This is a genomic window from Paenibacillus dokdonensis (assembly GCF_004916975.1).
GTDB lineage: Bacteria > Bacillota > Bacilli > Paenibacillales > Paenibacillaceae > Paenibacillus_AQ > Paenibacillus_AQ dokdonensis.
In genome coordinates, this window is the sequence record NZ_STGQ01000003.1 from 173804 (window position 1) to 196286 (window position 22483).

At 51.9% G+C, this 22483-nt stretch carries 16 protein-coding genes; 6 read left to right on the forward strand and 10 right to left on the reverse strand.

The annotated features are described in order from the left end of the window. Nucleotides 1-47 precede the first annotated feature (47 nt). The 3 genes from E6W40_RS25260 to E6W40_RS25270 form a co-directional block, all read right to left on the reverse strand. Nucleotides 48-872 carry a glycosyltransferase family 2 protein gene (locus E6W40_RS25260; RefSeq protein ID WP_136608392.1) on the reverse strand — a complete coding sequence of 275 codons (825 nt, stop codon included), beginning with the start codon at nt 870-872 and terminating at the stop codon, nt 48-50. Nucleotides 873-1083: 211 nt separating this feature from the next. Continuing rightward, nucleotides 1084-6528 (reverse strand): WIAG-tail domain, encoded by a 5445-nt coding sequence (locus E6W40_RS25265; RefSeq protein ID WP_168929048.1) that lies wholly within the window; start codon nt 6526-6528, stop codon nt 1084-1086. 63 nt (nt 6529-6591) lie between these two features. Next, a complete protein-coding gene (locus E6W40_RS25270; RefSeq protein ID WP_136608394.1) occupies nt 6592-7749 on the reverse strand; it encodes a glycosyltransferase family 4 protein in 1158 nt (385 codons plus the stop codon). A 281-nt stretch (nt 7750-8030) separates the two neighbouring features. Between E6W40_RS25270 and E6W40_RS25275 the strand changes: the two genes are divergently transcribed. Next, nucleotides 8031-9113: a YheC/YheD family endospore coat-associated protein gene (locus tag E6W40_RS25275; protein WP_136608395.1), complete on the forward strand. Its 1083-nt coding sequence runs from the start codon at nt 8031-8033 to the stop codon at nt 9111-9113. Nucleotides 9114-9140: 27 nt separating this feature from the next. Here E6W40_RS25275 and E6W40_RS25280 read toward each other — a convergent pair whose 3' ends face one another. From E6W40_RS25280 to E6W40_RS25290, 3 genes are read right to left on the reverse strand one after another with little or no spacing between them, the layout of a single operon-like run. Beyond that, complete coding sequence (locus E6W40_RS25280; protein WP_136608396.1) at nt 9141-9950, reverse strand: energy-coupling factor transporter transmembrane component T family protein; 810 nt, start codon at nt 9948-9950, stop codon at nt 9141-9143. After that, nucleotides 9947-11485 carry an ABC transporter ATP-binding protein gene (locus tag E6W40_RS25285; RefSeq protein ID WP_136608397.1) on the reverse strand — a complete coding sequence of 513 codons (1539 nt, stop codon included), beginning with the start codon at nt 11483-11485 and terminating at the stop codon, nt 9947-9949. The genes E6W40_RS25280 and E6W40_RS25285 overlap by 4 nt, the downstream gene beginning before the upstream one ends. Continuing rightward, complete coding sequence (locus tag E6W40_RS25290) at nt 11478-12086, reverse strand: ECF transporter S component (protein ID WP_136608398.1); 609 nt, start codon at nt 12084-12086, stop codon at nt 11478-11480. Before E6W40_RS25290 ends, E6W40_RS25285 begins: the two co-directional genes overlap by 8 nt. A gap of 485 nt (nt 12087-12571) precedes the next feature. On the opposite strand from E6W40_RS25290, the gene asd reads away from it, so the two are divergent. Beyond that, nucleotides 12572-13378 carry an archaetidylserine decarboxylase gene (asd, locus tag E6W40_RS25295; RefSeq protein ID WP_136608399.1) on the forward strand — a complete coding sequence of 269 codons (807 nt, stop codon included), beginning with the start codon at nt 12572-12574 and terminating at the stop codon, nt 13376-13378. Here the strand turns inward: asd and E6W40_RS25300 are convergent. Beyond that, nucleotides 13375-14232 carry an SDR family oxidoreductase gene (locus tag E6W40_RS25300; protein ID WP_246073184.1) on the reverse strand — a complete coding sequence of 286 codons (858 nt, stop codon included), beginning with the start codon at nt 14230-14232 and terminating at the stop codon, nt 13375-13377. The genes asd and E6W40_RS25300 overlap by 4 nt on opposite strands. Nucleotides 14233-14242: 10 nt before the next feature. Further along, nucleotides 14243-15253 (reverse strand): phosphotransferase enzyme family protein, encoded by a 1011-nt coding sequence (locus tag E6W40_RS25305; RefSeq protein WP_168929049.1) that lies wholly within the window; start codon nt 15251-15253, stop codon nt 14243-14245. A 129-nt stretch (nt 15254-15382) separates the two neighbouring features. Between E6W40_RS25305 and E6W40_RS25310 the strand changes: the two genes are divergently transcribed. From E6W40_RS25310 to E6W40_RS25325, 4 genes are all read left to right on the forward strand, one after another. Next, nucleotides 15383-16063 (forward strand): TIGR03943 family putative permease subunit, encoded by a 681-nt coding sequence (locus E6W40_RS25310; protein ID WP_281281524.1) that lies wholly within the window; start codon nt 15383-15385, stop codon nt 16061-16063. Between the two features lie 111 nt (nt 16064-16174). Then, complete coding sequence (locus E6W40_RS25315) at nt 16175-17257, forward strand: AI-2E family transporter (RefSeq protein ID WP_246073186.1); 1083 nt, start codon at nt 16175-16177, stop codon at nt 17255-17257. Between the two features lie 186 nt (nt 17258-17443). Beyond that, nucleotides 17444-18481 (forward strand): permease, encoded by a 1038-nt coding sequence (locus E6W40_RS25320; RefSeq protein ID WP_136608403.1) that lies wholly within the window; start codon nt 17444-17446, stop codon nt 18479-18481. A 6-nt stretch (nt 18482-18487) separates the two neighbouring features. Further along, the gene (locus E6W40_RS25325) at nt 18488-19414 is read left to right on the forward strand and encodes a TIGR03943 family putative permease subunit (protein ID WP_136608404.1); all 927 of its coding nucleotides are present in this window, start codon (nt 18488-18490) and stop codon (nt 19412-19414) included. Between the two features lie 185 nt (nt 19415-19599). On the opposite strand, the gene E6W40_RS25330 is transcribed toward E6W40_RS25325, so the two are convergent. Further along, a complete protein-coding gene (locus tag E6W40_RS25330) occupies nt 19600-21366 on the reverse strand; it encodes a DUF4832 domain-containing protein (RefSeq protein WP_136608405.1) in 1767 nt (588 codons plus the stop codon). A gap of 245 nt (nt 21367-21611) precedes the next feature. Further along, entirely contained in the window at nt 21612-22448 is an 837-nt protein-coding gene (locus tag E6W40_RS25335) for a carbohydrate ABC transporter permease (RefSeq protein ID WP_136608406.1), read from the reverse strand. Nucleotides 22449-22483 lie beyond the last annotated feature (35 nt).

Sequence of the window (22483 nt, forward strand, 5' to 3'; positions counted from 1 at the left end):
TGATCGTTCTGGTCGGCCAGATCTTTTTTTTCTGATTCTCATTCGTCTCACCTTCCCACCCGGTCTCTGTCCCGCCCAAGGTCACTGTAACCGCCTCTTGGGCCTGTGCGCGACAAGTACCAATCTATTGCCTGCAGATGATCGTCGATGACCACCTGCTGCAGCGGATCTTTCCCGTTTGCTGTTCCCCTGCGGCGCCGATTCAGCTTGCCTACGGGCACGTCATGGACGGCTGAGACTCTTAGACCCGAATGGACGGCCATAGCCTGTGCAAGGGGTGGTATTGAGAGATTGGGGTTCCCGATGATATCTGCTGCACGGCGGCTCATTGCATGCGGAACAGCGGTCAGCGAAGCACCCATCAGATCAGGGCGTCTAAGCATCGAATTCAGCGTATGCTTGGCTAAAATGACTGGATGGACCTGTCGATGATGTACCGGCCCGCGGTAACTGTTCAATGCAATGTCTGTTCCATTCAATACCGCATTTACGAAGGGCCGCAAATGCCCGCATGAAACCCTCATATCCGCATCCACAAATAGCAGTACTTGACCCGTGGATGCTTCGGCTCCAATGGTTCTGCCCACATCATGTCCAAGCGGCTGCTCAAACCGCAGTACCTTGGCTCCCATCGCCGCTGCGATATCCGCTGTGCGGTCGGTGCAGCCATTGGCTACAACGATTACTTCACAGGCCTCATGTACCTGCCATGCTTCCCTGATGACATTCCCAATTGTCTTTTGCTCATTCATCGCAGGGATAATGACCGAGACGACCGGGTGCTCACAGCTTCTGCGTTCCAAAAGGCTTACCGTACGGCTTCGTTTTCGTCTCCATTGTGGCAGGCGCTTTCGTCTGGATGGCTTGTGCATGCGGGCATACTCCCCCCCTGTTCGATTCGGCTGATATTACCTTGAGTATCCTATGCGTCCGTTATGGCTCTGGAAGCGGCGTTTGTGCATGAAATTCGGTTGCAAGCCGAATTCCAGTTCTGGTAAAACAAAGACGCGGGGAATATTCCCCGCGTCTGAAATCATTCGCTTGCAATGAAAAACTCGCTGATTTCGAAACCATTAAACAAAATTATGAACGGCCTGCAAATGGAAAGCCTCCAGATTCATCGACGGCTGCTTGAGCAGAACCCACAGCAATCCAGGAGAGGAAGCCAAAGGTCTCAGCTCCGCCCTGTCTACGCACGACTTCGATAAAGGCCGTATCCTCCCGTTGGGTTTTCAATACAGCATAAAAATCGGAATGGTTGCACATCGCGACAATCACATAATGATTACTTGGGTACGGCTCCTGCAATGTAATTGGCACTTCTACCTGCATCTGGCCTTCTCCGATCCGGAATGAAGCAATGCCGAACTGCTGAACGCTTGGCTGCTGGGAAGCGCTACGTACTGGCGTGAATGCGAGATGGGCTGCAGAAACCGATTGGTGAGCCAGATGTCGGCTTTGGATAGACTGATCCTGAAGATGCCAGCTGCTTACGGCTCCCTCTTGCAGATGCCACTCCTGTATACTCTCTGCCTGCAGGTGAAGCGGACGAATAGATTCAGGTTGAATATGCGTGCTGCCAATCGAACCCGGCGCAATCTTGGCTCCATGGACAGCGCCATCACGAAGTGCCTCCCCATGAATAGCGCCCGGAACGAGATGCCTTCCGCCAATCGAACCGGACTGGATATGCATGCTGCCGATTGAAGATTCCGCCAGCTTCTCAGCTGTTACAGCCCCCCGTCCCAAGGCTTCTGTATTCACCGCTTCACTGGTCAGATGCTGCTCTCCGATGATGCCGGGCTGAAGGTGTTCTTCTCCCACCGATTCGGCAGCCAAATGCATGTAATCTACCGCTCCAGGAGCAATATGCCATTTCTGCACAGCCTTCACCTGCAGCTGCGCTGATGCTACAGATTCTTGCTGGAGATGTTCATTACTGATGGAACCCGGTGCAATCTTACCCGCAGTTACAGCTTCGGCTTGTAGAGCTTCCGCCGATACGGAACCCAGGGCCAGATGCACTTCCGTCACACTTCCAGTCTGAAGCTGACTGCTGCCTACAGCCTCAGGAGCCAGATGGTTCGTATTCACCGCTTCATCTGCCAGATGGTGTTCCTGTACCGCGCCTGCCTGGAGATGATAAGACGCAATCGCGTCCGATGTTAGCTGATGGCTGCCGACGGATTCGTAAGCAAGCTTACTGCTTGTTACAGCACCATCTTGAATGGCCACTCCATTTACCGAGGACTCTGTCAGATGGTGCTCCGCGATGCTTTCGGACTGGAGCTGCTCTGCTCCAACCGAATTGTCTGCCAAATGGCGCTGAACGATGGCGTCAGGACAAATATGTCTTTGCTGTACGCTTTTTTCATGCAGATGGATGGATCGCACGGCATCCTGCTGCAGATTTACGCTTCCCACCGACTCCGCTGCCATATGAAGCGCTGTGACCGCGGCTGCCTTGATGGCTTCCGAGTTTACCGCGCCGCTCGCCAGATGCTTCTCTCCGATGATGCCTGGCTGCAGCTGGACTTCTCCGACTGATTCGGCAGCCAGATGCCTATTTTCTACCGCCTCAAGGGCAATATGCCAGTTCTGCACAGCCTTCTCCTGGAGCTGTGCTGAAGCTACGGATTCCCGCTGAAGATGATCATTCCCGATCGCGCCTGGTGCAATTTTATCTGCTGTTACCGCTTCTTCCTGCAGTGCTTCCGATGCTACTGACCTCGGGGCTAGATGCTGTTCAGTAACGCTTCCGGTCTGAAGCTGACTGCTTCCCACCGACTCCGCTGCCATATGAAGCGCTGTGACCGCGGCTGCCTTGATGGCTTCCGAGTTTACCGCGCCGCTCGCCAGATGCTTCTCTCCGATGATGCCTGGCTGCATCTGGACTTCTCCGACTGATTCGGCAGCCAGATGCCTATTTTCTACCGCCTCAAGAGCAATATGCCGATTCTGCACAGCCTTCTCCTGGAGCTGTGCTGAGGCTACGGATTCCCGCTGAAGATGGTCATTCCCGATCGCTCCTGGTGCAATTTTATCTGTTGTTACCGCTTCTTCCTGCAGTGCCTCCGATGCTACTGACCCTGGGGTTAAATGCTGTTCAGTAACGCTTCCGGTCTGTAGCTGACTGCTTCCCACCGACTCCGCTGCCATATGGAGCGCTGTGACCGAGGCTTCCTTGATGGCTTTCGAGTTCACCGCGCCGCTTGCCAGATGCTTCTCTCCGATGATGCCTGACTGCAGCTGTTCTTCTCCGACTGATTCGGCAGCCAGATGCTTATTTTCTACCGCCTCAAGGGCAATTTGCCAGTTCTGCACGGCCTTCTCCTGAAGCTGTGCTGGACCTACGGATTCCCGCTGAAGATGGTCATTCCCGATCGCTCCTGGTGCAATTTTATCTGCTGTTACCGCTTCTTCCTGCAGTGCCTCCGATGCTACAGACCCAGGAGTCAGATGCTGTTCTGTAACGCTTCCGGTCTGTAGCTGACTGCTGCCAACCGATTCTGCTGCCATATGAAGCGCTGTGACTGAGGCATCCTGGATGGCTTTCGAATTCACCGATCTTTCTGCCATATGGATCTCCTGTACGATTCCATGCTGCAGATGGTCTTCTCCGACAGATTCGGCGGCCAAATGCCTATTTTCTACCGCCCCGAGGGCAATATGCCATTTCTGCACGGCCTTTTCCTGGAGCTGCGCTGAGGCTACGGATTCCCGCTGAAGATGATTATTCCCGACCGCGCCTGGTGCAATTTTATCTGCTGTTACCGCTTCTTCCTGCAGCGCCTCCGGTGCTACAGACCCTGGGACCAGATGCTCTTCTGTAACGCTTCCGGTCTGTAGCTGACTGCTTCCCACCGACTCTGCTGCCATATGAAGCGCTGTGACCGAGGCTTCCTGGATGGCTTTCGAGTTTACCGCGCCGCTCGCCAGATGCTTCTCCCCGATAATGCCAGGCTGCATCTGGCTTTCTCCGACAGATTCGGCTGCCAGATGCCTATACTCTACCGCCCCGAGGGCAATATGCCATTTCTGTACGGCCTTCTCCCGAAGCTGTGCTGAGGCTACGGATTCCCGCTGAAGATGATTATTCCCGACCGCGCCTGGTGCAATTTTATCTGCTGTTACCGCTTCTTCCTGCAGCGCTTCCGGTGCTACAGACCCTGGGGCCAGATGCTCTTCTGTAACGCTTCCGGTCTGTAGCTGACTGCTTCCCACCGACTCCGCTGCCATATGGAGCGCTGTGACCGAGGCTTCCTGGATGGCTTTCGAGTTCACCGCGCCGCTTGCCAGATGCTTCTCCTGCACGCTTCCAGGCTGCAGCTGCTCCGAACCAACCGTTTCGGCTGCCAAATGCCTAAATCCAACCGCCCCGTCTTCTATGGCGAGGGAATGAACAGCCCCTTCGGCCACATGTTCTTTGTTTACAGCTCCCTTGGTAATTTTCGAAGATGAGACGCTGCCGTCCGCCAGTTTGCTGGCCGTAATGGCCAGATCCTGTATTTTGTCCGTAGCCACGCTCTCGGGTGATAATTTTAATGAAGTTACTGCATGATCGGTCAGATGAACCGGTCCCACGATGGATGAGTTCAAATGCTTTGATTGAATACTGCTGGCAGCAAGCTGATCTGAAGTAACCGAACTCTTACCGAGAATATCCGTTCCGATAATTCCCCGTTGCAGATGTTCAGCCGCTATGGCTCCTGTACGAATATGGCGAGACAAGACCGCATCGTCTACAATGGCTTCTGATTCTACGCTCTGCTCTGCCAAATGCCGGCTGCTGACAGCCCTGGCTTGGATATGTTCACCTTGGACTCCTTCCGCAGCAATAATCTGTCCTCTGACAGAACGAGGTGCCAGTTTTTCTACGGTAACGCTCGCATTGGCTAGCTTCTCTGACGTAACAGAGGCGGACTGCAGTTGGCTGGGCCCGATCGCTTCTTCCGCAATATGTCGTTCTTCAACGGCTCTCTGAGCGATATGACTGCCCTGAATGGATGCCTGCTGCATATGCGTGGATTCCACACTGTTATCCGCCAGATGCCCCCCTTGAATCGCCCTTTTGCGAATATGCTCTCCTGCCACTGAATCCGGTGCAATTTGGGATGAACGTACCGCTCCCTGCGCCAGATGACGGGTCTGAACCGCTTCATTGGCAATTTTACTGGGCAAAATGCTCTGGTCAGAAATTTTGGAAGAAGTTACGGTCTGCTCTACGATATGGGCTGTACCAACGGACTGCTCTGCCAGCTTAACCGAATCAATGCTGTGATCGGCGATATGCACAGAGGTAATCTCTCCTGCTCCAATATGGCTGCCATGTACGGTTCCTTCCGCAAAATGGTTGCCTGTCACAGCAAAAGGTGCAATTTTATCGGAGGTCACTGCACCTTGCTGGAGATGGCTGCTTATTACAGAACCATCTGCAAGCTGAACTGAACCGATGCTGCCTGGCGCAATCTGGTCGCTTCCAATTGCCCCGTCTGCCAGCAAATCTCCCGTCAGGGATTGACTACGGAAATGAGCCCCTTCGAGCGAGTTCTCCCTGATTTTCTCTCCGGTAATTTCTCCGTCACGGATCTTTGAGGAAGTCACGGATCCATCCGCGAGCTTGGAGGTGTCAATCGCTCCATTAACGAGATGATGAGCCCGAATGCTTGATCCGGCGATTTTATTTTCAGTTACAGCCTCATATTGAATTAATTCACTTGAGATTACTAACTCAGCAAGATGACGTGAACGGATGGAACCGTCCGCGATTTTATCTGATGCGATGGCCTGATCCTGAAGCTTCTCGGACGAGATGCTGCCTGCGCGGATCTTTTCCCCGCCAATGGAATGATCCCGAAGCTTGTTTCCGCTGATCGCGTGATCAACCAGATGCTCTTCCAAAATTGAAAACGGAGCAATTTTGGAGGAAGTTACGGCGGCGTCCGCTAAATGAACATGCGTAACGGCATAATCGGCGATAGCCTCGCCATTTACGGCACCGGGCTTCAATCTGGCAGAATCAACGGCACGCAAGGAAATTTTGGAGGTGATTACAGCTCCATCACTCAAATCTTCCGTATAGATAAATGGCTGCAACGTATCCGGAAGCTTCTTTTCCGCGAACTTTTGCTCCACAACCTGTTGCGGCAAACGAATATTGGCGGGTTCTTCCTCCTGTTCTGGTTTTTCCTCCATTCTGAGTTCTTCCTCTACTACGGCTTCTTCCACCAGTCTGGGTTCTTCCACCAGTCTGGGTTCTTCCTCCACTGCTGCCTCAGCGATACTTAAACTCTCCTCTTCCACTTCCACTTCTTCTAAGACCACCGCTTCAGCCTGCACGGAGATTTCCGTCTTCAGCTGAGGTTCCGTGATAATGGAGCTGATCCCGGCATGTGTATCCTCGTTTTTCGGCTCGGGCGCCATGCTCGGCTTACTGATCATATCCAGCTCATGTATATCCGGATTATCCATCACATAGTAAAGGCGTTTGACCGGTCTATCGAACCGTTTGTTACCTTTCTTTTTCAATGCTTTCGCTCCCTTCCTGACCGTATCATCCTTGGGCATCATATGCGTCAGAATAGGCCTTTGTCACTGTAAAACCAGCTTTTGCATCATTTCATGCCAGCGCTCTGCCGTATGCTTCCATTGAAAAGACTGTGCAACCCGCAAGCGGCCAGCCTGCCCTAAAGAGCGGCGTAGCTGTTCATCACTCAAGAGACGGATTAGCTCGGGTGCCAGTTCACTATCAAGGGAAACCTGCGGCAGCAAAACCCCGCTGACTCCATCCTCCACAATTTCCGGAATTCCTCCTGCATCGGAGGCGACGACAGGCACAGCAGAAGCCATAGCCTCCACATTGACCAATCCAAAAGCCTCCCCTTCTGCGGATGGAACAACAACAATATCTGCCAGATGGTACCAGTATGAAATAGCCGGATGGGCGATAAAGGGAATGAACGTGACATGATTTAGATAAGGCTCGGCTAAATCATGCAAATGCGCTTCGTAAGGAGTCCGGCGGCTAGAGCCGTAAAATGGACTTCCCACGATAAGCAGCATGACATCCGGCACAGCCTGAATCAGTTTCGGAAGGGCGGTAAGCACATGATGCACCCCTTTGATCGGCAATAATCTTCCGGCATACATTACGATGCGTCTCCCCTGCCATCCCCTGTCCATCAGCTTGGATTCACGCAAAGCCTCGGAATGGGGATTATAGCGCGGTATAAAATCAGGCAGGTTTACGCCAAGAGGATTGACGCTGATTTTATTCTTCAGGTTGGGATAACGCGCACCAAGCTCTTTTTCCAGGTACACACTATTCACAACAATCCGATCCACAGACTGCAAAATACGTTCGGCGTTCCGGTGATCGGCATGAGGTGGAGAAATATATGTCAGTGAATGAATGAATATGACGACCTTCGCGTCAGGTATAGCCTGCTTAATCCGGCTGGCGAGAAATGGACGGTTTTGCACATCGATGATCCGAGGTTTCCATTCCTTCAAAGAACGGATTATTCCGGAAGCGTAGCGGGCTCCGCCCGGCAGACGGTATACCTGTATTCCTCCGTCGAGGCTCCCGATCACTGGATGGTCTGGTTCCTGCAATCCGTAGATCCGGATGTCAAAGCCTTCAGGCACACGTGGAATCATCTGCTCTACGACCCGTTCAACCGAGCTGCTTCGGCCTGAAGGAATAAAAAATGTACCTGGTGTTACCACAGCGGCTTTTATCTTTTGCAACGGCTGTTCACCTCCTGTCCAGTAAGCAGTTCCTTTCATGAGAAATCAGAAAAAAATTACCTTCTCATACTCTAGCCTATACAGAACTAGGGTACTCGGGTGACAAATAGGGTTATCCGTCATAAAAAATAGGCGGAATACGAACGGACAAACGTCCATTACTGGTACGATGCATTCCGCATAGACTATACAACCAAAGGAATGAAACGCCACATGACAATGCTTAAAATGATTATTTTGGACGATGAAGGCTATCTAATTGAATGTAGGAGGGGAGAAATGTGTGGTTTTCTCATGTCGGAATTCTACTGAATGCGGCCATGCACCGGGGCATTCCGCATGGAAGGACCGGGCAGGAATCCCTTGCCAACTACGAGGAAGCCGCCCGCATTTACGGACTGCTTCCATGCTACATCCGGCTTCAGGATATCGATATGGACAGCGGTGAATGCACCGCCTATTTACTAAGAGATAACATCTATACTCTCGTCCGCATACCTATTCCGCGCGTTATTCATAACCGGGCTATCTACCTGGATGCGGGTTCTCAACATAAAATCAATGCCCTTTTGGGTCAGGGATATGTTATTTTTAACGGCTTTAACCGCTACGGAAAAGATGAAATACATCAGCTGCTCAAAAATGATCCAGCCCTGTCGCCTTATCTCCCTGAAACCAAAAATGCCACATCCTCTTCCATTTCGGAAATGATGCGGCATTATGATGATATTATTATGAAGCCATGCGCAGGCAGCATCGGCCGCGGCATACTACGGCTGCATCATGCTGGTTCAGACTGGGAGCTTACCTATTCGCCAAGCGGAAGATCCTATGGCTGGAGGACAGTCACATTACGCCAGAAGAAGCTCCCTGCAGTGCTCCGAATCCGCGTTTCTCAGGTTCCTTACCTCGTGCAGGAACGCATTGCCTTGGCGGAATTCAGAGACCGGCCGTATGATCTGCGCGTTTCCGTGCAGCGTGGAATAAGCGGAAGCTGGAATATTACAGGCATGTATGCCAAGGCTGCTTCCTCGCGTACCTTTGTCTCCAATGTTGCCCAGGGCGGGAAAGCTCTGCGTGTTGAAACCGTCCTTAGCGAAAGCCTTCCCGGTCTTTCAGCTGAAGCAGTCATTGCCAACGTGCGGAAGCTTGCATTGCAGGTTGCCGAAAAACTGGAACTGCATCTTCCCTATGCAGCAGATTTCGGGCTGGATATCGGTCTCTCAACTGCAGGAAAACCTTATTTTATCGAATGCAACGGACGTGATCAGCGGTATGGCTTCTGTAAGGCTGGTTTGAACGAGCTCTGGAAGGAGACCTACCGTCAGCCCATGGCCTATGCCCGGTATTTGCTCGGTCGCTGATGTCCATATCGCCCCGTCCACAAAGAATCAGGGGTGATAGCGGACATCCGCAATGCCAAACCACTGAAAACTTAGAGAAGCCATATAAGCCAAGCAGGGAGCAATGACAAGCAGGATAATCGAAATTCCGTCCATCCAGGATATTTTTGAGGGATAGAAGTATGTTCTTGGACCTTTCCCGTCAAATTGCTTGGCTTCCATTGCGACGGCAACCCGGTGTGCGCGGCGGATGCTCTGGGACAGGAGCGGTACGGCGTACAGGCGGATATGCTCTGCTAATCCTTTCATTCCCTTCCCTTTTACCCGTGCCCCTCGCACCTGAAGTGCTTGCCTTCGGTTCAGAAACTCCTCCCACACCATCGGCAGCAGCCGGATGGAAGCCATAAAGCTGTATGCAAATTTCGGAGCTAGCTTGAAGCTTTGCATCAGTGCATAGAAAAGTCTTACGGAAGAGGTCGTACTGACAAACAGCAGCCCTTCCGCCGCAAAGGCAATCGACCGGAAGCCCAGGTGCATGCCTCTGTAAAAGCTCTCTTCGGTAATGCGCAGCAGTCCCCACTGCCACCACAGGGTATCTCCCTTCCCAAACAGAACCATGGTGATGGAAGAAGAAACAAACAGCAGGAAGAACGGAATGACAAGCAGCAGCGTTTTCCGTAACGGAAAACCGCCAAGAATAAATAGGAGAAGCGTATAGACAATAGCCTGATCCATTGCGAAATCTATGTTTCGTGTCTGCACTGTGACGAAGAACAGTGCGACAAATAGAGCGAGCTTTACGGCAGGATTGGCATGCTGCAAAATCGTCGATCGAGTAGGAGTCAGCAGCTCAATCATGTCCCCACCCTCATTTCTGGCTGCTCCCGGCCAGCGGGCGTCCCTTCCTTAAGCACGCCATTCCGCACTTCCCAGACACGAGAGGCGATATGCCGGGCGATTCCCTCCTCATGTGTTACCATGACAATCGCCGCGCCTTCCGCCTGCATCTCCATGCAGTAATTCAGAATTGCAAATGTGTTTCTGGCATCCTGGCCAAAGGTAGGCTCATCCAGCAGCAGGATTGACTGTCCGCATACAACGGCTGCGGCCATGCTTAATCTCCGCTTCTGACCGGTGGAAAGCTGATAGGGATGGCGATGTTCCAAACCCACCAAATGAAAGGAATGAAGAAAGTCTCGAGTCTTTTCATCAACCTGCTCTGAACTCGCATATTCCCGCGTCTTCATGGAAAATCCGATCTCATCCATTACGGTTTCGGCTACAAACTGAAACTCCGGGTTTTGGAATACATATCCGATCCGATCTGAAGGGGGACCTGCCTTCTTTCGCTCTTTTCTCCTTGCACCGGCTGTTTCCGGCATCAGCTCTCCGCATAGCCTATAATGCCCGCTGAAACGCAGAAGGCACATCAGACTCAGCAGAAGCGAGCTTTTCCCCGCTCCGTTCGGGCCAGTAACAGCGATAAAATCACCAGGATAGATCTCTGCTGCCTGCACCTCAATCACCGGATGATCCGCACGAAAGCCTGTAAATTGGCGCAAAGCCAGAAGTGGATCTTGTTGACCAGGCATCATCGATCTTTGCTCCGTCTGCCTCATCTCCAGAATTCGGAAGAAGTCCTCCCATACACCCGGATACCAGATTCCATACTGCTGCAGCTCTTTTCGGAAGTTACGGAATATCCATTCCGGGCTTCCGTCACCAATGATGCTTCCGTCTGGAGCAAACAATATGATCCGATCCACCCGGTCCGCCATCTCTTCAATACGATGTTCCACCACAATCAACGTACGTCCTTCCGCCGCGCGCCACACAGCCTCCCACATCTGCTCCCGGCCATCAGGGTCGAGGAGTGCAGATGGCTCATCCAGAAAAATAACCTCAGGCTCTAACAGCAGGACAGACGCCAATGCCAACCGCTGCTTCATTCCTTGGGACAGGCTGTCCACCGGTACATGAAGCTCATCCAGCAGCAAACCGACCGCAGCAAGGACCTTCCGCATCTGCGGGATCATAAGCTCCCGCTTTATACCGCGGTTCTCCAGAACGAAAGCCAGTTCTTCGTCCACATACGGCATGCAAAACTGGGTGTCCGGGTCCTGAAATACATACCCTCTGGACCTCGGGACCACAATTTCCTCCGCTCTTAGCGGCACTTCAATCACATGCGGGATCAGTCCTCCCAACACCTGCAGCAGAGTCGATTTGCCGCAGCCGCTGGGGCCAAGCAGCAGAACCTTCTCCCCTCTGAGGATTGAAAGAGACAAATCCTTAAATACAAAGCTGCGCTCATCCGGAAATTTAAGCCTTAGTCCGGTAACCGCTGCGGCAATGGCTTCCTCGTTTTGCGCGTCCGCGCTGTTCTCAATCATGGTCAAGTGCTTCGTAATCCCGTTTTGTCACCGGCCGCAGAAGCTGCGTTACGCCGGTAGCCTCAAGAGCCTTTGCCAGCGCAAACGCCAGATATCCTGCAAGCACGGCTGAACTGATGATCCGCAGCGCATATTTAAACATCATCATCCAAAGCGTGTAATCCGTAACATACCCATAATATACATCGACTAATAAGGAGCCCAGCGCTGCCGCTGCACCTGCGAATACAGCCGTACCCAGCCGGAAGCTGCGGTAGCGCAGCAGGGCGAAGATCAGCTCTGCGGCAAGCCCCTGCACTACACTGTACAGCACCAGCTGAATACCCCATTCGCTGCCGAACATGATCTCCACATGGGCTGCAGCAACCTCTGCAAGTATCGCGACTCCAGGTTTACGGATCAGAAGCATCGCGAGCGTTGGTGCGAGAAACCAAACACCATACACCAATTCATCCGCCTGGAAAAACAGCGGTTTAAACAGATCATACACAGAGCTCCAGAAATGGTACACTACACCGATCACAAGCGATAGGAGAATGGTTACCAGCAGATCGCTCAAGCGGAGTCCCCTTCTTTTTTCGGTAATTAATGCGTTGTTCATCGTACATCTCCCTCTCCTTTTTACAAAAATAGGCATTAAAAAAAACCGCCTGGATATGCAAAGAGAGACGGTCAAATAAGCCCCGGAGGGGTCTTAACGTGAATTCTCTACGCTGGCATTATCCAGTTCAGATACCCGGTCAGCAGCGGATAACAGCTGCAATCTCAGCCTGATTCAACTCAAGCCCCCGTATTCCATATGTAACAGATGAACCTTCACAAAAAATGTGCAGACAAAGGCATCCGTATCCTGGTTCCAAAATACACCAACTTCCTGTTTGTTGGCAATAGGAAAATAATCGGCGGATTTGTCACTTACCTATCGTTATTGCTTAAAATGACTTTCTATGTCAATATATTTCAGAGTGTTCAAATAGCAGCATTTTGCAAAAATCGATTCCGGCCACATCTTTTTTCGCAACCAAAAGACGGCTGTGAACGTTAACTCTATAGATCGACGCAGCATCATCCGAAGGGAGATAAAGCATGGCAAAAGAATTTTTAAGGCTGATGACAGAGCTCTCCTCGAGAAAGTGGCTTTCTGCATTGATGGGAAGCTTCTCTCACAGCAGACTCAGCCGGGGAGTCATCCCTGTTTTTATAAAAAGCTATCAAATCCCCGCCCATGAAGCGGAAAAAGAGATCCATGAATACCGGACCCTGAACGAGTTTTTCTCAAGACGTCTCAAGCCGGGCATGCGTCCTGTTGAAGATGGACGGGACGTGCTGACAAGCCCGGTAGATGCCAAAATTACTGCGATGGGCGACATCAACGCCGGGACCATTCTGAATGTAAAAGGACAGGACTATTCTGTTGCGGAGCTGCTAAACTTCTCTCCTCATTTGGAGCTGTACAAGCACGGATATGTATTTGTGTTATACCTTAGTCCCACCGATTACCACCGCATTCATTCCCCGATCACCGGCGTGCGCACGGAAAGCGAGCATATCAAGGGACGCGCCTATCCGGTCAATGAGTTTGGTATGACGCAAATGAAGTCGGTTCTGTGCCGCAACGAACGGCTGATTACTTATATCGCTGGGGAATACGGCGAAGTCGCGGTAGTGAAGGTAGGCGCCATGAATGTGAGCAGCATTCGTTATAATGACGAAAGCGTAACACAATGGAACAATGGCGATGACTTGGCTTATTTTGAATTTGGCTCGACCGTTGTGCTTCTGATCCAGGACGGAATCTTTACTCCGCGCCCAGACCTGAAGCCTGGAGATCAGATGCGGATGGGACAGCTTCTTGGGACGCTTCACGCCCCGTCATCCCGTAAAAACAGCTAGGACCGCTCAAGGACGGATGCCAGGAGCCTCTGGAACAATCGCGCCGGCATCAACGCCTTGGCTCCGATCGTAAGCCTTGTGCTTCGGGGCAGCGCGTACCGGAATGACGGGCGCTCTATGCAGGCAATATGAGCAACCATCCTGGCGACCTCTTTTGGGTTGCCTCCTTGTTGTGCGCTTTTACGGGAGAAGGCAAGCACTTTGTCCAGCATCCTCTGATAGGGAGAACCCGAGGTTGTGCTCATCTGCGTAAAACCCTTATCCCAGATCGGTGTACCATAAGCCCCCGGTTCAACGATGACCACATCGATGCCAAAAGGCTTGACCTCCAGCGCAAGACATTCACTGAAGCCTTCCAGTGCGAATTTTGAAGATGCATAAGGGCCGTAGCCCGGAAACCCGATGCGGCCACTGATGCTGCTCACCTGAATGATCCGGCCCTTGCCCTGTTTCCGCATCAAAGGAAGTACCGCCTGCGTGACATGTACCATTCCATGAAAATTCGTATTCATCTGTTCCACCCAGACCTCGGCAGGCACCTCCTCGATAAAGCCCCCATATGCGGTCCCCGCATTGTTAATGAGCACATCCAAACGTCCATATTGATTCCAAATATATGCCGCTGCCTGCTGCACCTCAGCATCGTTCGTTACATCCAGCTGGGTTGTATGAATACTTGCACTTACTCCTGCCTGCTCCGCCGCTTCCATCAGCTTGGCCTGCGTCTCCATTCTCCGTATGCCTGCGATAACGACGAACCCCCGCAAGGCCAGCTCAATGCATGTCAGCATTCCAAAACCGCTGGAGCTGCCGGTAACCAGCGCAACAGCTCCCTCCTTCAAAGTCCCCATCATGTGTCCCTCCTTAAACGGGAATGCCATTGAACAGAAAAGGCTTCGCATCCAAATAATGACGGATTAATGCCAAGCTGTAAGGTTTGCTCTCCCGCAGCTCCGCTGCTTCCCATGGATGCGGGGCATGATAGCTCTGATTTTCGATCAGCGACTTGATAAAAAAGGTTTCCAGCGTATGTATGCCATCCGTATCTGCAAGGAGCGGTAAAAAGCTTTCGTAACCCTCAAGAAATATCTGGCGCTGACCTGGGTACAACCCTAAGAAAGCCTGGGCCAGATCATACGAATAATGACCGAAACCACAGCGTCCAAAATCAATTGGATAAGGGTCGCTGTCTTTGAACACCAAATTTCCTCCATGGAAATCAGCATGAATCATACCAAAACTTTCCTCATTCCTCTGCATTGCGGACATATGGTCTGTGATTTTCCCCGCAGCCTGCTCATACAGACTGAATTCTTCCACTGTCAGGAAGCTTCGATAGTGCTTTTTAAGCCTTGCCGTTTCCTTCTCGAATATCTCTGTTCCCCAGGTTGGACGAATAAATCCCACCGGGGGCTGAAACGAACGGGCTGCTTGATGCATCTGCGCCAGCAGGACACCCATCTGCCGGATTTGCCGATCGCTGTAATTCCCTTCTTCGTGCTCTCCTTCGATCCAGCGCAGAACCGAAACCTGCCAGACGCGTCCGCGTTCTGTTTCCACCTCAGTTACATAAGAACCTTCACGGTTCACAACTCCTGTCGGAACCACCAGGCCCCGCTTCTCGGACAAATATTCGAGCCATTCCATTTCCGAGGCGATTTCTCTCGAAGATGCCATACCTGGATGAATGCGCAGCAGATAAGAACATCCTGTTTCGTCTTTAATTTTATACGTCACATGCTCAGAAACTTGGATAAAATCAATATCTTTTTCATTTAAATCATACTGCTCAAGTGCGGCTGTTAGTGCGGCTTCTGCCTGAACCAGGAGCAACCTTCTGCTGTCTTCCGTATCCGCGTTAAAAGCTTCGTTCATTCGTTCATTCCTCCTTGTCATCTTCTGCATTATGGGTTTAATGGTAGAATAACATATTTGGTGCAAGCATACGGCGTGGGAATGGAGTTTACCGATTGATCGATATAGCCTATAACTGATCCAAGCGGTCTGGAAGATCGCGTCTTTTCGGAAACCATTGGTGCCATCCCGATGTACAAGCAACCGTTCCTCAACAAAAAAATAACGCTCCAAGGCTTTGTTTTCCGGGAAAAAGGCATGCAGGCGGATCTGTTCTCCGTCAGCCGTTTTCTCATGATGTGCTGCCCAGCCGGTGCGACTCCGTTCGGCTTCATGGTTCAAGCGAACAACGCCACCTCTTTTACAAACGATGCTTGGGTCGAGATTCAAGGAACGGTTCAGGAAACAACGATGAACGGAAAAGAAACGCTGCAAATTAAAGCCTCGAGAATCCAAAAGATAAACCCGCCGGCCTCTCCTTATATTTATACCAATCCGGACTCTGTGGCCGAATTCGATGAGCGGCATTCGGATTATGCAGCGAGGTTGGCAATAAGCAGTAGATTCAAAAGGGCAGACGGTCCTTCAAGACCGCTGCCTTATCTATTCTATGCCTGCGGGGAATCGATTCGGCTGGCGTCGACCAATCCCTTTGACTATCATCGGCATGAACCCTTTTCTGCCGACCACGCTTCCATTTTAAAGAGGACCTCCCGCCATGATTCAAAAACCCCTCTTCCGTTATGCCCGCCCGCTCAGCAAAAAAATGCCATTCATGTCTGCCTTATCTCATTCGAACAACATAAAAATGAAACGCCGTCCCAAACTTGACGTAAAAAGGCAGAAAGCATCTTTAACTGGCTACTGTAGATTTAGGCCTAAGACAGGATAACCTATCATCGTATCAAGCCGGGGAGTTTTTATACATTGGAGGGAAATGATTTGTTCACAACAAACAAAGCATTGCGCTTTGGAATGTTCATCGCTTTGCTGCTCTTGATCATCTTTCTCGTTTACAAGGTAGGTTTTGTATTTCGACCGTTCATCGTGCTCGTTCAGGTTGTAGCGATCCCGCTGCTTCTATCCGTATTTTTTTACTATCTGCTTAGACCGCTGGTTCAACTCATGGGCAAATATAAGGTCAACCGGACTCTTGCGATTTTGATTATTTATATGATTTTCTCCGCAGCCCTGGTTTGGTTCATTTTTAGCCAATGGCCTTTGCTTTACGGACAATTGACAAGTTTCCTTGATAATATCCCCAATCTTCTGAATGCCGTCGGTGAACAGATCAATGCGCTGGAGAAAAACGGGTTTCTCTCATCATGGTTTTCGTCCGCTGATAACCATGGCCCCTCTACGATCACGGATTACTTAAATAAAGGTTTTTCTTTCTTATCGAATTATGTAGGGGGATTATTTTCTTTTATATCTAATTTTGCGATCATTCTGTTCACTTTTCCAATCCTTCTGTTCTTCATGCTCAAGGAAGGAGAAAGGTTCGGAGAATTACTTGTACGCGCAACGCCGATCCGTTATCAGAAAGATTCCCGCGAGATTATCTCAAGCATTGACCGTATGTTAAGCGGATTTATTGTCGGACGAGTCATTGTGAATATTTCATTGGGCGTCTTGATGTATATCGGCTTCCTGATCATTGGTCTGCCCTATGCATTCTTACTGACAGCCGTATCGGTCATTGCAAACTTTATTCCCTTTATCGGAGCCATCCTTTCTTCGGTGCCGATTCTCATCGTCGGACTGACACAATCGCCGGCTACAGCCCTATGGTCGCTTGTTATTATTCTCGTTGCCCAGCAGGTTCAAGATAACCTGATCGCCCCTTACGTATTCGGCAAAAAGCTGGACATACACCCTTTAACAACCGTAATCCTTGTGCTAGCCGCCGGCAATATCGGGGGAATCATTGCGATGATTATTATCATTCCGGTCTATATGATGCTCAAGATCATCACGGTCCGTGTTTTTTCACTCTTTTTCAAAGAAAAATGGATGCAGTTGTAAATCACTTCGTATCATGTTAGACATGTTGGTATCCTTGCCTGACTTCAAAAAGCGCATATGCCTGCTCCGGCAATGTGCGCTTTTTATTCGTAATCATTTCGATTAATTTTCGGGCAAGGCGTCATTTGTTGAATCTCCGGGCATAGAATTGAGTATAAACTACGACTCTATCACCGGAGGTGCTTGATGAAAGTTTCTAATGTCTACAAAATCCTGCCCCTACTCTTTCCCGTCATCTTTCTCATTCCTGCCTTGGTAGTATCATTTCATAGCCAAACCAGGCTTCTCTCAAATCCGCAGCTGCAGCAGATCAAAACGCTCTTCATCGGCATCTTTCTGGAGGCGTTTCCCTTTCTGCTCCTGGGCGTCCTTCTATCGTCCCTGCTTCAGATTTTAATCAAGGATGAGTGGATACGACGCCTCAATCCCAAAAATCCGGTGCTCGGCGTGCTTATGGGTTCTACGCTCGGGCTCATACTGCCCATATGCGAATGCGGCATGATTCCGGTCGTGCGCAGACTAATGCTAAAAGGAATGCCGGCTTACATCGCGGTGACCTTCATCCTCAGCGGACCGATCCTTAATCCGATCGTATTCGCGGCCACCCTGGTCGCATTCCGTTCGCATCCCGAGATTACGCTGGCCCGTATGGGACTGGCCATGGCGGTGTCGGTATCGATCGGACTGATCGTATACGCGTTCTATCCGAAAAATCCGTTAAAGCAGCCCTTGCAGCATGACCACTCGCCGTCCGAACCCGCAGGCTCCCATCACCATGACCATCATCATCACTCCACCCAAACCTGGACGAGCTTTTTCGTCCATGCAGGGAACGAATTGATCGACATGAGCAAGTATCTGGTTCTGGGCGCTTTCGTGACCGCCTGCATCCAATCCCTGATTCCCCACCAAGAACTGCTCGCACTTGGAAGCGGCCCGATCACTTCTTACTTGTTCATGATGGGACTGGCATTCATGTTATCCCTATGTTCCACTTCCGATGCCTTTGTCGCTTCCGCCTTCATGCATTCCTTTTCGGCCGGTCCGCTTCTATCGTTCCTGGTTCTGGGGCCTATGCTCGATTTCAAAAGCTTGCTGATGATGCTCGGCGCCTTCAGGTTCAAATTTGTGATATGGCTTTGTCTGCTGCTCGTCGTTCTGGTTTTCATCGGTTCGGCCGCCGCCGATTTTCTGATCCACCCCATCTCTATGGAAAGGAATTGAGAATTCATGACATTAGCCTTCAAATCCCGTTTCCACTATCTCTTCCGAGCATCCTGGCTTGCCGCTTTATCGTTTTACATCATGCATTTGAATGAAAAAGGCTCCTTACATTATTATTTGGTTCCCCACTTGCAAAAATTGCTGCTGCTGTGCCCGGTGCCTCTTCTATTCATTGCGTTTGGGATGGCATGGCATGCCATTACGGGCGGCGCGGAACAGGTATGCGACTGCGAGCATTCGCTGCCGGCGGGTTTTCTCAGGAATACAGGCATTTATGGACTGCTCGTGATCCCCCTCATATTCGCGTTTCTAATGCCCGATCTGGCGCTGGGGAGTGATATGGCCGCCAAGAAAGGGATGAACTACGCCTTCTCTGAAGCGGACATTCATCGCAAGCCCCCAGATAAAACCGCATCGCTTCAATCCCCCAACCTAAACGAACTGTTCGTTGCCAAAGACTCCTATAACGCCGAGTTCGCAGAGCTGGCCAAGCGCCTCTACCTGCTGCCGACGATTGAAGTCGATTCGTCCATCTTTTCGGAAACCATAGGTGCCATCCAGATGTACAAGCAACCGTTCCTCAACAAAAAAATAACGCTTCAGGGCTTTGTTTTCCGGGAAAAAGGCATGCAGGCGGATCTGTTCTCCGTCAGCCGTTTTCTCATGATGTGCTGCCCAGCCGATGCGACTCCGTTCGGCGTCATGGTTCAAGCGAACAACGCCTCATCCTTTCCAAACGATGCCTGGGTCGAGATTCAAGGAACGGTTCAGGAAACGACGATGAACGGAAAAGAAACGCTGCAAATTAAAGCCTCGAGAATCCAAAAGATAAACCCGCCGGCCTCTCCTTATATTTATACCAATCCGGACTCCGTGGCCGAATTCGAAGAGCTACATCCGGATAATGCAGCGAAGGTTGGCAATAAGCAGTAGATGCAAAAAGGCAGACGGTCCTTCAAGACCGTCTGCCTTATCTGTACTATGCCTGCGGGGAATCAATTCGACTGGCGTCGACCAATTCCTTAGTCCGCATAGGTGTAGGCTTCTTCGGCGATCCGCCTGTTATCCACGCCGTCTTTGGCCTTGTCGGGATGCCAACGTATGTAGCGGTACCCCGTTTATTGCTTCTTCGAGACGACCGGACTTGCGCTCACAAGGATGCGGTCGATATCCGGCGCGTATCCCGTCGGCTGGGTAAACAGGAGTGTATTGGACCCTGCCTTCAGATGCACGGTCTTCTCCAGCGAGGCGACCGTCTCCCAGCCGCCGGAGCTCGGGAAGCTGAGCGGTAGGCCCGCACCGCCGTTCACGCTTAATACGGCGGTGCGGCTAGCTTCGCCGTTCAAATAATCGATCTTCAGCGTATAGTCGCCTGTGGATGGCACCGTGACTCCGTTGAAGCGCAGCGTACCGCTGCCGTTGCCCAGATATCCGACCTTGCTCCCGCCGGAGCAGGTCGAACAGCTCGCGACGACCGCAGAGCCATCAAGCGTGTTGCCGGGCGCCTCCGCCTCATAGGCTATAGCGCCGGATGGTGAAGGTGTGCCCGGCGTCACGGGCAGATCCGGCAGTACGGTCGAAGTCGTGGCGCTCTCGGACACGCGGAAGCCCGTAAGCGTCAGCCAGCCATCGCGGTTCGCGTCCTGTCGCGTATTCGCGAAACGAAGCGTCTTGCCGCCTGCGAGCGGGTTGACGACCCGCATGACCAGCTTGTAGTCGCCGGGAGTCAGGTTGTGGTTCGCGCTGAATGAAAAGGCGTAGTCCGTATCGCCAGGCTGGACGCTTGCCAGATTCCAGGTGGCGGTCCCGAGTGACTTGATCCAGGTATCATTGGCGCTCAGCACGCCGAACTCGACCGGCCAATTGTAATAGAACGGAGCTACGCCCTTATTCCGCAGCTTGACGCCAACCTGCAGCGAGGATGCCGGAGAGTCGGCCAGCTGAACCGAGGAGTTGTACAGCGTGTAGCCAAGCATTTTATGCGCCCGCAGAGCGTTAGCCGAGGCGGTCTCGTCCGGAAGCGAAGATTTGTACACTCGATCGTACATGAGCCAGGAGGCGTGCGTTGTCTCGACCGAGGCCTGGAAATCTTCGCCATTCGGGTTCGGCCAATGCTGCCAGAAGCTCGGATCCTGCTGGAGCGGCGGATAAAGCTCGCCTCCGATCGGATGCGTCTGCCAGATGTTCTGCAGGCCGTTCTGGGTGACGAGACTCCAGAAGTCCCAATCATTCTGGAACAGCGTCTCATAAGAGAAGGAATCGTCATGGTATCCGAAAGAGCTTTTTAAAGCGGCCGTGCTCGCGGAATAAGGATATCGAGCCAATACATGAGTCTTGTGAAACGCATTCTTAAATGCGGACAACAGCGCATCCTGGTTGCCCGGGTTCATCTCCCAATTCGTCGGGCCGTCATTGTAAAGCCAGGTATGCCACTCTCCCCAGAAGCCGTACAGCCCCGCCGTCACGAAGCCGATCCGGGGATCGCCGTCGTAACGCGCACCGAGCGCGGCAACAAACTGGCGCAGCGCCAAATTGAGATTGGCGTCGTTCCAATCGGGGGCCAGGCTGTGCGTGGCCGTATCGTGATTGCCGTTCTGATCGTAGTCACGGGTCATGAGCCCCCCGCTGATCAGAAACTGCGGAATGCCCGTCGTGCGTCCCGGATAGTCCACGTAGACGCGGAAGGCCGCCTGGTTGCCCCGGCTCGCGATATCATTCAGATAAGCGTCCAGCGGCGCCCAATTGTACGTGTTCCAGCCGGTCATCAGATCGCGGAGCGAGACGTAGAACCATTCCATGCTATGGGGGAAGCTGTTGTTCGGGTCAGTGCTTTCCGACGGCAGCTTGGAGAAGGGCAAAAATCCTTTCAGTGGGTTCGACTCCAATCCCGGCTTGTTGGGGTCGTATGTTTGTGCCTGTCACTCGCCGGAGGCGTCGGCAGGCGGGAGCCTGAAATTCATGAGCAGCATCGAGCCGATCAGAACGAAGACGAGCATCTTCCATCCGTGCCTTGCCATTCTTGCGTTTAACATCCTATCGTTCACTCCTGTTCACATGGGATTCACATTTGAAGCAAGCGGCGAGCATGCCCGCCGCACCTGCCCCTCACCCCCTTTCCGGCGCAGCCCGTCTATCCCTTACTGGCGCTGAAGGCGACACCCTCGATAAACCGCCGCTGGAAAATAAAAAACAGGACAAGCATCGGAATAACGGCCATGAACGCACCTGCCATCAACACCGGATAATCCGTACCGAACATGGAGACGAGCGTGGCAAGTCCTGCCGACAGCGTCAGCTTCTCCGGGGAGCTGTTGATGATGAGCGGCCACTGCAGCTCATTCCAAGACCAAAGCAGTTGGATGATAACAACCGCGACAAGCGCGGACTTGACGAGCGGCAGCATAATATGGATAAAAATCTGAAACGGATTGCAGCCGTCCAGGACCGCCGCTTCCTCCAACTCTTTGGAGATGCCCAGGAAAAATTGCCGCAGCAAAAAGGTGGCGAACGGGCTGACGAGCGAGGTGATCCAGAGCGCGGTCACTGTATTCACCAGTCCGAGCTTGCTCATCATCAAGTATTGCGGCGTATAGAACACCGGGTTCGGGATCATCATGACCGAGATGATCAGGAAAAAACATAATCCTCTGCCCGGAAAGCGGATGCGTGCGAACGCGAAGGCTGCCATCGCGCTGAAGATGACGGGGAACGTTGTCTTCATGAACGCCGCCATCAGCGTGTTCGCATAGTAGTGCAGAAAGGGCGATTGCTTGAGCGCGTCCATATAGCCTCGAAGGCTGGGCTCCGCAGGCAGAATCGCGATCGGAATCTGGGTCGCCTCCGTCGTTGTTTTGAGAGACGTGAGGACCATCCAGAGGAATGGGAGCACCATGACGACGGCCCCCGCGATCAGAATCAAATGAATAATAAGGTTGCTTCTATGCTTGGCAGAGACAGCGCTGCTCATTTTCGTACCTCCTAAAGGTTTTGTGAGCATGGCTT